The sequence below is a fragment of the Streptomyces sp. NPDC023723 genome, from assembly GCF_040639815.1.
GTDB lineage: Bacteria > Actinomycetota > Actinomycetes > Streptomycetales > Streptomycetaceae > Streptomyces.
This window is the reverse complement of record NZ_JBFAAP010000023.1, coordinates 1-13,625: the sequence shown is the minus strand read 5'-3', so window position 1 is coordinate 13,625 and position 13,625 is coordinate 1. Positions and strand designations below refer to the sequence as shown.

8 protein-coding genes are annotated in these 13,625 nt (G+C 73.6%); 4 read left to right on the top strand and 4 right to left on the bottom strand.

The features are described from left to right. Nucleotides 1-75: 75 nt before the first annotated feature. Nucleotides 76-1,500 carry an MFS transporter gene (locus AB0G32_RS22970; protein WP_361166196.1) on the bottom strand — a complete coding sequence of 475 codons (1,425 nt, stop codon included), beginning with the start codon at nucleotides 1,498-1,500 and terminating at the stop codon, nucleotides 76-78. Nucleotides 1,501-2,193: 693 nt separating this feature from the next. On the opposite strand from AB0G32_RS22970, the gene AB0G32_RS22965 reads away from it, so the two are divergent. Next, nucleotides 2,194-4,326: an asparagine synthase-related protein gene (locus AB0G32_RS22965; RefSeq protein ID WP_361166193.1), complete on the top strand. Its 2,133-nt coding sequence runs from the start codon at nucleotides 2,194-2,196 to the stop codon at nucleotides 4,324-4,326. Nucleotides 4,327-4,381: 55 nt separating this feature from the next. Here AB0G32_RS22965 and AB0G32_RS22960 read toward each other — a convergent pair whose 3' ends face one another. After that, nucleotides 4,382-6,238, bottom strand: coding sequence for a sigma-70 family RNA polymerase sigma factor (locus AB0G32_RS22960; protein ID WP_361166190.1), 1,857 nt, complete (start codon nucleotides 6,236-6,238; stop codon nucleotides 4,382-4,384). Between the two features lie 650 nt (nucleotides 6,239-6,888). Next, nucleotides 6,889-7,674: a helix-turn-helix domain-containing protein gene (locus tag AB0G32_RS22955; protein ID WP_361166187.1), complete on the bottom strand. Its 786-nt coding sequence runs from the start codon at nucleotides 7,672-7,674 to the stop codon at nucleotides 6,889-6,891. Between the two features lie 374 nt (nucleotides 7,675-8,048). On the opposite strand from AB0G32_RS22955, the gene AB0G32_RS22950 reads away from it, so the two are divergent. After that, nucleotides 8,049-9,422, top strand: a complete 1,374-nt coding sequence (locus tag AB0G32_RS22950; protein WP_361166183.1) for an FAD-dependent oxidoreductase — start codon at nucleotides 8,049-8,051, stop codon at nucleotides 9,420-9,422. Between the two features lie 180 nt (nucleotides 9,423-9,602). Next, nucleotides 9,603-11,255: a SpoIIE family protein phosphatase gene (locus AB0G32_RS22945; RefSeq protein ID WP_361166180.1), complete on the top strand. Its 1,653-nt coding sequence runs from the start codon at nucleotides 9,603-9,605 to the stop codon at nucleotides 11,253-11,255. Between the two features lie 7 nt (nucleotides 11,256-11,262). Here AB0G32_RS22945 and AB0G32_RS22940 read toward each other — a convergent pair whose 3' ends face one another. After that, nucleotides 11,263-12,543, bottom strand: coding sequence for an MFS transporter (locus AB0G32_RS22940; RefSeq protein WP_361166443.1), 1,281 nt, complete (start codon nucleotides 12,541-12,543; stop codon nucleotides 11,263-11,265). A gap of 153 nt (nucleotides 12,544-12,696) precedes the next feature. Between AB0G32_RS22940 and AB0G32_RS22935 the strand changes: the two genes are divergently transcribed. After that, the gene (locus AB0G32_RS22935) at nucleotides 12,697-13,245 is read left to right on the top strand and encodes a MarR family transcriptional regulator (protein ID WP_361166177.1); all 549 of its coding nucleotides are present in this window, start codon (nucleotides 12,697-12,699) and stop codon (nucleotides 13,243-13,245) included. Nucleotides 13,246-13,625 lie beyond the last annotated feature (380 nt).

Sequence of the window (13,625 nt, the reverse complement as noted above, 5' to 3'; positions counted from 1 at the left end):
CACTGCTCCACCTCCCGGGTTCGATAGTGCACTGCGCCACTGACAACGCCCTCAAACCCGGGAACCGCGCCGCGGTCAGGCCGGGGCCATCAGCAGCGGGCGGGCCCGCTCGCGCAGTTCCACCACGCGCGGCTCGTCGCCGTAGGGCTCCAGCCGGTGCAGGAGGTCCTTGACGTACTCCGTGGTGCGGGCGGACGAGATCCGCCCCGCCACCTCCACCGCGCGCACGCCCTGCTCGCAGGCCGCGTCCAGGTTGCCCGACTCCAGTTCCGCGACGGCCGAGACGACGAGCCGCAGGCCGTGGCTGCGGACGAACTCCTCGGTGGGTTTGGACAGCGCCTGCTCGGTGAAGCGGCGCACCTGGCGGGGCGCCTTAAGGTCGCGGTAGCACTCGGCGGCGTCGGCGGCGAACCGGTCGTAGGAGTAGAAACCGAGCCAGGGCGGGTCGTTGTCGCCCGGGCGGGCCCGCTCCAGCCAGCTCTCGGCCGCCTTCAGCGCCCCGCCGGCCGCGTGCGCGTCGCTCGCCCGCGCGTGGGCCCGCGCCTCGACCAGCCGGAAGAAGCTCATGGTGCGGGCGGTCGCCAGGCCCCGGTTGCGCTCCAGGGCCGCCTGCGCGAGGTCGACGCCCTCGTCGCCGAAGCCGCGGTAGGTCGCCTGGAGCGACATCGATGCCAGGACATAGCCGCCGAGCGGGACGTCGGCCGCCGCGCGGGCCAGCCGCAGGGCCTGGATGTAGTAGCGCTGGGCGGCCTCCTGCTGGCCGGTGTCGAACGCCATCCAGCCGGCCAGCCGGGTCAGTTCGGCCGAGGCGCCGAACAGGGCGCGGCCCACCTCGTCGGAGTAGGCGCCGAGCAGCAGTGGCGCCGCCTCCACCCGCAGGCACTCCGGGACCATCGACGAACGCCAGTCGCCGCCGCCGTACTTGGAGTCCCAGCGGCGCGCGTCCTCGGCGGCCTCCCGCAGTTTGCGCACATCGCTGTGGCCGACTTTGAGCGGTGCGCCGGAGCCCTCGGCCGGGCTCGCGTCGCGCGCCACCGACGTGTCGGCCGGGGTTATCAGCCAGCGCGAGGCGGGCGTCGCGTACGCGCTGACCGCGAACGAACCGGCGAGCGACTGCCATATGCCACCGGAACCGGCGCGCCGGCCGGCCAGGTCGAGCCGGTACAGCTCGGTCGCCGTGCGCACCGCCTGGCCGACGTCCCGGGGGAAGGCGAGGCCGACCTCCGGGGCGGGATCCGCGTCCGCCAGGCCGATCTCGTGCAGCGGCACCGGGCGGCCCAGCTTCTGGCCGATGGCGGCGGCGATGAGATGCGGAGCCGCACCCTGCGGCACCATTCCCTTCGACACCCAGCGCGCCACCGACGTCTTGTCGTAGCGAAGCGTCAGGCCCCGCTGTGCGCCAAGGTCGTTGACGCGACGCGCGAGACCCGCGTTGCTGATTCCCGCGAGGGCGAGAACGGCGCCGAGTTTTTCGTTCGGCCCGCGTTGCTCCCTGGACATGCGCCACCCCTCGACACAGACGGCTGCCGCGCTGGCATAACCACGCGGCATTCGTAAACCCAGCGTAGTTCGCCGCATCCCAAGCGTTAAGAGGCATTGTTCCGGATGGCGGGATTGTGGTCCGTACTGAAGTGCGGAGTCTGTACGGACTGTTGCCGTGTGCTCCCGATGTGTGGCCGTGCGCCCGTCCGTGCGCTCTGGTCCGGCCATCGGGGGAGCGGTTCCATGGGTCCTGCGTGGGTCGGCCCGCTGTACTGGATCCAGTGGGCTGGGGGACACCGTCGCCTCATATCCCCGCGGGCGGCGGACCGGTCCGGGAGGCGTGTCCCGTCTCCCGGACCGTGCGCGGTCCGGTGGTGCGCAGGGCCGGTGCGGACGTGTACGGAGCGTGTTCGAACGTGGTCTTGGCTTTTTGATTTGGCTGAAAATAAGCCCCGTTCGTTTGTGCGCACTACCGCTCCCACCACGGCACTTGAGGGCGCGTTGGGTGTCCTTGGGGCGCGCAGTGGGGGCGCATTCGCGTCGCCGATCCTCCTCCGGAGGCGGGTGGCCGGACTCTCGTGAGGGCATACCGAGGGTGTGGCCGCGCAGGTGTGAGCGGCTCCGCCGACGCTCTGGCGCGCGCCCTTCATGGCAGCATGGGGAACCAGTTCGTACGGTGCACTGGTTTGTCCACAGGCTGTGGAGGCGTCGATGCGGTGGTTGGTGGGGTGGAGCAGCGCCGCCGCGGGAGTAGCGGGAGCCCTGGGAGGCGGCGCGACAGCCGGCGCCACCGGGTACGACGGTGAGACCGTGCACCCCGTGGGGTCCCAACTCCTGTGGGGCGACCCCGATCCGCTGTGGGCGGTCGGCGACTGGCGCCCCGACGAGGTGCGGGTGGTCAGCGCCGACCCGCAGACCCGGATCGCCGTACTGGGCCTCTGCGGGGCCAGTGACGAGCAGTTGCGGGTCGCGCTGTTCGCGGCGCGGGGCGGTGCGCTGCGGCATCTGACCGCCTGGTCCGGGAGTTACACGGCCGTCGTCCAGGTGGGGCGGCGGATCACGGTCTGCGGCGACCTGGCGGGCGCGCGGCCCGTCTTCCACACCCCCTGGGCGGGCGGTACGGCCTACGCGACCGCCGCGCTGCCGCTCGCCGACCTGGTCGAGGCGAACCTCGACTTCCCGTACCTGGCCGCGCTGCTCGCCGCTCCGGACGTACCGGCGGCGCTGGACGACGCGACCCCTTACGACGGCGTGAAACGCGTTCCGCCGGGGCACGCACTGGTGCTGCGCGCCGGGGCGCGGGAGATCGCCGGGTACGAGCCGGTGGCCTCGCTGGCGGTGGCGGCGCCGCCGGCCGACCCCGACAGCGCGGTGGACGGCGTACGGGACGCGCTGGTGGAGGCGGTACGGACCCGGCTCGCGGCGCCCCGGCACGTGCCCGGCAACGGGATCGACCCGGGGCCGGTGCCCGGCATGGGGCCGGCCGAGCGGCGGGCGGCCCGGGGCATGCCGGTGCCGGGGATCGGGGCCGACCTGTCCGGCGGTCCTGCGTCGGGGACGCTGGCGCTGCTGGCGGCGGGGCTGCCGGGGATGCCGGGGACCGTGCTGGGGCACGGCACCGGGGCGGGCGAGCGGCTGCTGGCCGTCACCTTCAACGACCTGGCCGTCGGCGGGCGCGAGGCCGAGCTGGAGCGGGCGGGGGCGCTGGCCGCCAACCCGCGGCTGCACCATGTGGTGGTGGCGGGCGGCGCGGAGACCCTGCCGTACGCCGAGCTGGACGGGCCGCTGACCGACGAACCGGCGGCCGGCCTGGTCTCGGTGGCGCGGCACCGGGCGCGGCTGGCGGCGGGCAGCGCGGACCACTTCACCGGGTACGGGGCGCGGCAGGTGCTGGACGCCCATCCGGCGCGGCTCGCGGATCTGCTGATGGACCGCCGGCGGCGGCATCTGGTGCGGCCGGTGGCCGCACTGGCCAAGGCGGACGGGTCGGTGGGGTCGGTGATGGTGCCGGCCCGGGTGTACGGGGCGGCGCGGCGGCTGTCGCGGACGCCGTACCGGGAGGGGCTGGACGGGCTCGCGGCACAGTTGCGGGGGCTGCGCGGGCGGGAGGCCGACGTGGCCGAGCTCGGGGACGGGGCGATGGGCGCGGTGGACGCGTCGCTGGCCGCGCTGAGCTGGGGCAGACCCGGGCCGGCGGCGCGGTGGCTGACCGGGGAGGCGCTGGCTGAAGTATCGGTTCGTCTTCAGGCGGCGGCGCAGCGGTCCGCGCTGGGGCCGGGGCAGCGGCCCGGTGACTACCGGGCGCGGGCGGCGCTGGCGCGGCAGGCGGCGGAGGTACGGGTGCTGGAGCAGGCGGCGGAGATCCGCTCGCAGCGGCTGCACACGCCGTTCCTCGACAACCAGGTGGTCCGGGCCTGCCGGGCGCTGCCGGAGGCGCTGCGGGTGCGGCCGGGGGCGCGGGCGGCGATCCTGCGGACGGTGCTGGAGGGGGCCGGGGTGCGGGAGGTGCCGGGGGGCTGGGGCACGCCGACGCAGGCCATGGCGACGACGACGGCGCGGGCCGGGCTGCGGGGGGCGGCGGACGCGCTGATGGAGGTGTTCGACCGGCCGCTGCTGGCGGAGGCGGGGCTGGTGGAGGCGAGGGTGGTACGGAAGGCGGTGCGGGGGGCCGCGGCGGGGGAGGCGCTGCCGTTGGACGGGCTGGCGGATCTGGTGTCGCTGGAGCTGTGGCTGGGGCGGCTGCTGGCGCGACGGGGGACCTGCTGGACGGGGACACCGGCGCGGGCCCGGGCGGTGCCCGGGGGGATCGCGCCGTTGCGCGGGGCGTTGGCCTCCGGCGGTTGAGCGGGGGCGGGAACGGGCGGGGGTGCCTGAGGCGGCCTGCCGCCCGGGGCGGCGCTCACGCACACGTGAACCGCGACTCCACCCAGTCCGCCAACGCCAGGCTGTCGAACGCGCTCTGCGGCTCCACGACCAGCCGTACGGACGTGCGGCCCGCGATGTCCACATGCACCGGCACCGCGGCATCCCCGCCCCCGATCACGGCCGACTGCCACAGCTGGACCCCGTCCGCGTGGACCGAGAAGCGGACCTTGCCCAGCTTCATGGTCATGTCGTCGACGCCGACCAACGCGTCGTAGGACGTGCAGGAACGGTTCAGGTCGATGGTGACGGAGGAACGGCCGTGCACGGTGACCCCGTGCGCGTACCGCCGGCCCGCGATCTCCGGCCCCGACCGCTGCCACGCCCAACTGCTCGCCCCCGTCCGCATCTCCGGCTCACTCCCGTCCCCGGCGATGTCGTACGACAGCTCGCTCCACCGGTACACGGCCGGCACCGGCGTGGGAGTGGGCGTTGGCGTGGGCGTTGGCCTGGGAGTCGGGCTCGGGCTCGCGGGAGGCGTCGGCGTGGGAGTGGGGGTGGGCGTCGGGCTCGGCGCCCGGGTGGGCGTCGGTGCCGGGGACGGAGAACGCGACGGGGCCGGCGAAGCGGACGTGGGCCGCGGCGCCGGTTGCGGAGGAGCAGGCGTCGGCTCCGTCGGCCGGACCACCGGCGCGGACCGGGAGGGCGCCGCCTCCGGCTCCGCCTTGTCGTCGGGCGCGTTGCCGACCAGCGCCATCACCGTCGCCGCGACGGCCACCGCCAGCACGCCCGCCGCGATCCCCGCCTTCGCCGGCGCACCGAGCCCCTCGGACGCCGCCGCGCCCGCGCCCCCGGACGACGTACCGCTGGCGGCCGCCGCGGCTCCGGCCGCCCCCGCTCCCGCCCCGCCGGCGATGATCCCGGCCGCCTTGGCGTACCCGGCCGCCCCGAACCACCCGATGACCGCGACCGGCACGACGCCGGGAATCCCGCCGGCGACCTCCTGGATCTGGCTGGCGGCCAGCCGGCACTTGGCGCACTCGGCCAGATGCTTGCGCAGTCCCCGTTCGGCCCGGGTACGCAGCCTGCCGCGCGCGTAGGTGCCCAACTGGTCGGCGTACCGGGCGCACTCCTCGTCGCCGGCCAGCGCGTCGCTGACGTGGGCCTGGAGATACGCCTGCTTCAGGCCCTCCCGGGCCCGGCTGGCCAGCACCCGGGTGCCGTTGGCGTCCAGGCCGAACAGCGTGGCCACCTGGCTCGGCGACTCGTCCTCGATCTCGGTGTGCCACAGCACGGCCTGCCACCGCTCGGGCAGCGAACGGAACGCCCGCACCGCCATGGACTGCTCGGCCTCGTGCATCGCCCGTACGTCCGCGCCCAGTTCGAGCGTGTCGTCGTCCGCGGCCGGCGCGGGACGGGTCGACTGCGCGGCGAACACCGCGAAGTCGTCGACCAGTTGCTCACGCCGGGCCGACCGCGTCCAGCCGGCCGCGACCCGCCGGACGCTGGTGAGCAGGTAGGCACGGACGGCGTACTCGGGGCCGGAGCCGCCGCGCACCGCCTGGAGCACCCGGGCGAAGACCTCGGCGGTCAGGTCGTCCGCGGTGTCGGCGTCCCGGCAGCAGGTACGGGCGTAGCGCCGCACCGCGTCCGCGTGCCGCCGGAACAGCTCCTCGTAGGCCGTGTCGTCGCCCGCGCGCAGCCGGTCGATCAGCTCGGCGTCGGACGGCGGCAGCTCGCGCGGCGGCGGCAGCACGCTGTCGCCGTACGGATGCCACTGGGCCGGGACCGCCTCCTGGGGGACGGCCGCCGGTCCGCCCCGACCGGGCACCTGCGACGGACCCTCGGACTCCGCGTCCCCGTCACCGGGTGCGCTCCGCCTGTCAACGTTCATCGCGGTAAGCCCCCGCTACCTGCCCGGCCGGATCAAACACCGGGTCAGCGTGTCACAGCGGCTTTCGGGCAGGAACGGGCGGTACGGAGCATCACTCGTCCGTGGGAATCACGTACGGATGAGTGTGCGCGGCCACTCGTACGGGGAAGCTCGCGTACCAATCCGGGCCGGGCTGGCCCGGTCCCGGCCCGTACCGATCCGGCCCGTACCGATCCGATCCGGCCCGTACCGATCCGATCCGGCTCGGACCAGCCCGGCTCAATCCGGCTCGGACCAGCCCAGCCCGACCCAGCCCAGCTCGGCCCAACCCGGCCTGAGACGCTCCGAGCGGACCTGAGCCAGCCTGATCCCCCCGATCCGCCCCGCGCCGATCCGCCCCGCCCCGATCTGCCCTGACCCGCCCCGATCCGCACCGGTGGGTGCTCGGCCGACTCCGGCTGATCACAGCGGACTCCGGCCGACTCTGACTGACTCGGGCCGATCCGGCCGACTCCAGCCGATCCCGACCGACCCCGCCCGCTCCCCCCAAACTCCCACCGGTCCCGGCCGACCGCCATGCTGCCCCAGTGCCCCAGTGCCCCAGTGCCCCAGTGCCCCAGTGGCCCAGTGGCCCAGTGGCCCAGTGGCCCAGTGGCCCAGTGCCCCCCGCGTCACAGCGGCCGCGACCGCAGCCCTTCCAGCAGGATGTCCAGCAGTCGCGCCGACGCCGCCGCCTGCTGGGCCGCGTCCGGCAGTGAGGGTGCCGCCGTGGCTATGACCAGCAGGACGTCGGAGACCGACACGTCCGGTCGCAGTTCACCCGCCGCGCGGGCCCGGTCCACGAGCCGGCCGACGACCTCCAGCAGCGCCGCGGCGCCCGTGTCGTCGTCCAGGGACACGGTCACCTCGTCGGCCGGCCGCTCCGGCACCAGCCGCAGCTCGCCCGAGCCCGAGCCCGGGCCAGGCTGAAGCCGCTGCTGCGGCACCCGGTGCTCACCGGCCGGACCGTCGTCGACGGCCTCGTCGGCCACGCCCACCCGCAGGACCTGCGGCGGCAGCAGCCGGCCCGCGCCGGACGCCACCGACGTCCGCAGGAACCGGGAGAGCGCCGACCACGGCTCGTCCTCCTGCCCGAGCGCCGCCCGGGCCTGGTCGGTCAGCCGCGTCGTCTCCTCGTCGGCTATCCGGCGCACCAGCACGTCCTTGCTGGGGAAGCGCCGGTACACCGTCCCGACCCCGACCCGGGCGCGCCGCGCCACGTCCTCCATCGGCGCGCCGTATCCCAGCTCGCCGAACACCTCACGTGCCGCGCGCAGCACGTGCTCCAGATTGCGCTGAGCGTCCACGCGCAGCGGCGCCGACCGCGCACCGTCCCCGCGTCCACCCGTCGTCGCGCTCATCGTGCCGCCGGCGGCGACAGCGGAGGCGGACGGCCAATGAGAGTTCTGAACATGCATAGACAATCCCCCGGTAATGACGTCTCCCCCCGGAGACACTCCCCGTCATCGGAAGCCGGAGCGTGTGCGGAACAAGCCGCTGTCCGGGCCGCCCGTCGCGGACCCGATGAGCGCATCCCCCTACACTCCGTCGTGACGAACATAGTTGAGTGGGAGTCAATTCAGAAGGGGCAGGTTCCGCACGGAGCGCACCCCGATCGGAGTACGGGTCCGAAACGCCCTCGATGATCCCTTTGCCGGCTCCTGGCGCACCCCTGCTGACCTGCGAACCTGTCCCGGCCCATGACGAATCGGCCAATGCTGTCCACCGTGGATCCGCGGTCATACGAATTGCCGGGCCTGTGGACAAACTCAAGCGCCGGGTGCGTCATGGGATGGTGAAGGAACGTGCGCGCATTCTCGTTGTCGGCGGCGGCTACGTCGGGATGTACACAGCCCTGCGCCTGCAACGGAAGCTGAAGGGCGAACTGCGGCGGGGCGAGGCCGAGATCACCGTCGTCACGCCCGATCCGTACATGACGTACCAGCCGTTCCTGCCGGAGGCGGCGGCCGGTTCCATTTCCCCGCGCCATGTCGTCGTACCGCTGCGCCGGGTCCTCGGCCGCTGCCGGGTCGTCGTCGGCGAGGCCGAGTCCGTCGACCACGCGCACCGCACCGCCGCCGTCACCACCCTCGCCACCGCGCAGGAGGGCCGCGGCGCGCACCAGGTCCGCTACGACGAACTCGTCCTCGCCCCCGGTTCCGTCTCCCGCACCCTGCCGGTCCCCGGCCTCGCCGACCACGGCGTCGGCTTCAAGACCCTGCAAGAGGCCATCGGCCTGCGCAACCACGTCATCGAGCAGATGGACATCGCCTCCTCCACCCGCGACCCCGAGCTCCGCGACGCCGCCCTGACCTTCGTCTTCGTCGGCGGCGGCTACGCGGGCGTGGAGGCCCTCGGCGAACTCGAGGACATGGCCCGCTACGCCGCCCGCTACTACCACAACGTCGACCCCGACGACATGAAATGGATCCTGGTGGAGGCGACCGACCGGGTGCTGCCGGAGGTGGGGGCGGAACTGGGGCGGCACACGGTCACCGAACTGCGCCGCCGCAACATCGACGTACGCCTGCAGACCCGCCTGGAATCCTGCGCCGACCGGGTCGCCGTCCTCAGCGACGGCGCCCGCTTCCCCACCCGTACGGTCGTCTGGACGGCCGGCGTCAAACCCCATCCGCTGCTCGCCGCCACCGACCTGCCGCGCACCGCGCGCGGACGGCTGAAATGCACCCCCCAGCTGGCCGTGGAAGGCGCCCCGCACGCGTGGGCGGCCGGCGACGCCGCCGCCGTCCCCGACGTAACCGCCGGCGCGACCGGTCAGGAATGCGCCCCCAACGCACAGCACGCGCTCCGCCAGGCCAGGGTTCTCGGCGACAACATCGCCCACGCCCTGCGCGGCGAACCCCTGGAGACCTACGCCCACAAGTCCGCCGGTTCGGTCGCCTCCCTCGGCTTCCACCAGGGCGTCGCCCAGGTCCACGGGCGCGGCGTGAAGGGATACCCGGCCTGGTTCCTGCACCGCGCCTACCACCTCAGCCGCGTCCCCACCGTCAACCGCAAGGCGCGCGTACTGGCCGAATGGGTACTCTCCGGACTCTTCAGAAGAGAGATCGTCTCGCTCGGTTCACTCGAACACCCCCGCGCGGAGTTCGAACTCGCAGCCGGGGGAATCCCTCCCCAAGACCCCTCGAAAGACCCGAAGGGGTAGTCCTGACCGGACCCAGGAACTCCACCGGCCGGCCCGGCGTCTGACGGATGTCGGCCCGGTCGGCACCCTGCCAGACTGGTCCACACCACCACGGGCGGGCCGCCGCTCACCCCCGCGCGGCCCCCGGGGCCCCGGCCGGCTCCGGTGCCGGCCGCCGACGACTACACGAGGCAAGGATTCGTGAACTTCACGCGCTGGAGCGCCCGGCTCCCCGGAACGCAGCGCCGCGCGGCAGCGCGGACGGACACCACGGTCTCCGCGGACCGGCGGGGCGAGAGCCGGGCGGAGTCCTCCGTGCCCGCCGCCCGCGTCGAACAGCTGACCGACGAACCCCCTCCCGTACCGGCCGTCGACGACCTCCCGGTCCGCGACGTCCTCGACCGCGTCCCGGCCCTCGTCGCCCTGGTGCACGGCCCCGACCACCGCATCGCCTACGTCAACGACGCCTACACGGCGGCCTTCGGCGTCCGCCCGCTGGGCGAACGGGCGCGAGAGGCCCTCCCGGAACTCGCCGAGCTGGGCCTCTTCCCCCTCCTCGACCAGGTCCAGCGCAGCCGCCGCCCCCGCACCCTCAAGTCCCGCAAGGCCCCCGACGGCCGCTCCTACACCTTCACCTGCACCCCCGTCACCGAGGGCAGCGACAGCGGCGTCCTCGTCTTCGCCACCGACGTCACCGACCACGCCGAGGCCGCCGAGCGGCTGCGGGCCAGCGAGCGCAGCCAGCGCGAGACCGCCGTCACCCTCCAGCGCTCCCTGCTCCCGCAGGAACTGGAGGAACCCGACGACCTTCGCATCGCAGCCACCTACCACCCGGGCGGCACCGAGGCCGCCGTCGGCGGCGACTGGTACGACGTGATCACCCTCGGCGGCGGCCGCACCGCCCTGGTCATCGGCGACGTCATGGGCCGCGGCGTCCGCGCCGCCGCCGTCATGGGCCAGCTCCGTACGGCGGTCCGGGCCTACGCCCGCCTGGACCTGCCACCGCACGAGATCCTCCAGCTCCTGGACGGCCTGGCCGCCGAGATCGACGCCAACCAGATCGCCACCTGCGTCTACGCCATCCACGACCCCAACGAGGGCCGGCTGGTGTACGCCTCCGCCGGACACCTCCCGATCCTGGTCCGCGACGAGGGCGGCACGGTGCACCGCGCCGACGAACCCACCGGCCCGCCGCTCGGCACCGGCGGCTGGGTCCACGCCTCCGGCTCCATCCCCCTCACCCCCGGTTCCACCGCCGTCCTCTACACCGACGGCCTGGTCGAACGCCGCGACCAGGACCTCGACGAGGGCATCGCCGCCCTGGAGCGCGCCCTGGCCGGCGCCCGCGGCACGCCCCAGGTGATCTGCGACCGCCTGGTCCGCTCGGCCGGCGTCACCCCCGAGCACGACGACGACGTCGCTGTCCTGGTCCTCCAGCACCCGGCGCGCACCGGCCCCGAACAGGACCTCTTCCGCAACGCCGCGCTGGAACTGCTCGGCGGTGTCGAGGCCGCCCCGCGCGCCCGTGCCTTCGCCTCCGGCGTCCTGACCAGCTGGCGGTTCCCCACCGAACTGCACGACCTCGGCGTCCTGGCCGCCAGCGAACTGGTCGCCAACTCCCTCCAGCACGGCACGCCGCCCATGCGGCTGCGGCTGCGCCGCACCGACCGCCGCCTGATCATCGAGGTCACCGACGGCGACGACCACCTGCCCCGTCGCCGCCGCGCGGAACCGGCCGACGAATCCGGCCGGGGCATCGCCATCGTCGCGACCATCGCCTCCGGCTGGGGCAGCAGACGCACCCCGGGCGGCGGCAAGGCGGTGTGGTGCGAGTTCGCCCTGCCCCGCCCCTGACCGGCCGCTACGCCTCGGCGGGCGCCGCCGACTCGGCGGCCGGCGCACCGCCCTGCCGCACCACCCGGCTGGCCCGCAGCAGCCACGGCCGGTCCTGCACCGCGGTGAGCCGCCGCCCCAGCCGCACCGCCAGCACGCTCAGCAACAGCGAGAACAGCAGGAACACCACGACGTACGGTCCGGGCAGCGCCGCCGCCAGCGGCCCGCCCACCGCCGGCCCGACAGCCAGCGCGAGCTGCTTCACCAGCGCGAAAGCGGAGTTGTACTGCCCCGCCATGCCCTCCGGCGCCAGATCCGCGACCAGCGGCACCAGCGTCGGCGACAACAGCGACTCCCCCAGCCCGAACAGCGCGTACGTCGAGATGAACGCGGCCGTCGCCATGGACTGGCTGCCGTGCCCCAGACCGGCGTACCCGGCCACCGCCCACGCCACCGCCCAGATCAGCCCGACCGCGGCGATCACCCGCGACCGCTTGCGCCGCTCCACGAACCGCAGCACCGCGAACTGCGCGACGACGATGGCGAGGGTGTTCGCCGCCAGCGCCGTCCCCAGCGCGGACGTCGAGATCCCGGCCGCCGCCACGCCGTACGCGCTCAGCCCCGACTCGAACTGCCCGTAGCAGGCGAAGAACAGCACGAAGCCCAGTACGAGCAACTGCGCCATCGCCCGGTTGCCCAGCAACTGCCGCCAGCTTCCCCTGGCGCCCGCGGGAGCCTCCGCCACCCGGGGCGCCCGCGCCATCCGCACCGTGGCCAGCACGCCGACCAGCAGCAGGAACATCGCCGCCTCGATGGCGAACAGCAGGGTGAACGACGCGGGGCTCGAGGTGTCGACGAGATGCCCGCCGATCAGCCCGCCGATGCCGAGCCCGAGGTTCTGGAGGAAGAACTGCGTGGCGAACGCCCGCGACCGGGTGTCGGCCGTCGAGCAGTCCACGATCATCGTCGCCAGCGCCGGCTGCATCACCGCCTGCCCGGCCCCCAGCAGCGCGGCGGACGGCAGCACGGTCGCCGCCTGCCCGGACACACCGAGGCTCAGCGCCCCGAACGCGGCGACGACCAGGGCGGCGAGCAGCACCGGCAACGGACCCCGGCGGACGATCGCCCGCCCGGCGAACGGCAGCACGATCAGCGCCGCCACCGCGAACACGGCGAGCACCAGCCCCGCCGTCACGGAACCCAGCCCCCGCACCTGCGCCACATAGACGTACAGGTAGGGGACGGTGAAACCGAGCCCGAACGCGCTGAGCGCGTTGCCCACATGGATCCGGCGCATCGCAGCGCCCATCGCCCTGGTCACGTTCACCTCTCTCACGAGTCAGAAGGAGTCAGAAGGAGTCAGCGGGAGTTAGGAGTGAAGACTTAGATCCTAAACTTCGAAGCTAAAGACTATATTCCGAAGGACTTCAAGGCAAAGCTCCGCCGTGCCATACTGCGACCCATGGGCGACACCTCAGCTGCCGGAGAGCCGACGCTCGACGAACAGATCGCGGCCTACCAGCGCGAGTTCCAGGACCTCGACCCCCAGGTCGAGAAGATCGTGTCGGCCCTGTCCCGGCTGAACCGCCGGATGAACGTCGCCTACGGCCGCCAGACCGCCGACCTCGGCATCAGCAACGCCGACTGGGAGGTGCTCAAGGCCCTCGTGCTGTCCGGCGCCCCGTACCGGATGGGCCCGGGCGACCTGGCCAAGCGCCTCGGCCTCACCCCGGCCGCGATGACGCACCGCATCGACCGCATGGTCACCGAGGGCCTGGTCACCCGGGACCGCGACGAGTCCAACCGGGTCCGCGTCATCGTCGAGCTGACCGGCACCGGCCGGGAGAAGTGGCTGGAGGTCATGCGCCTCGCCTCGGTCTTCGAGGAGGACCTGCTCCAGGACCTCTCCCCCGACGAGCGGACCGCCCTCGGCGAGGTGCTCACCCGCATCCTGCGCAGGGTGGAGCACGACCAGCCGGACGCCGGCGGCCGGCTCAGCGACCTCGACTAAAGAGGTTGACAGGGGAGGCTTGACAGCCACCCTCCCGATCCGTAAAGTTCTTCGGGTTGCCGCAGCGCCGTAACGGTTCTGTGGCCGCACTTCCGCCGCATCAGCGGCACTCATTCCACCAGCACGACCTTCCCCCGGGAACGATTTCGGCATGCCCGAATTGAATTCCCACTCCGATTTTGGAATCGGGGAGCCGGTCCGCTAAGGTTTGAGACGTCGGAACGGCCCAAACAGCCGGGAAGACAAGCCCGCTGACTGGGAATCAGGCCCGAAAGGATCTGATAGAGTCGGAACCGCCGGAAAGGGAAACGCGGAAGCGGAAACCTGGAAAGCACCGAGGAAATCGGATCGGAAAGATCTGATAGAGTCGGAAACGCAAG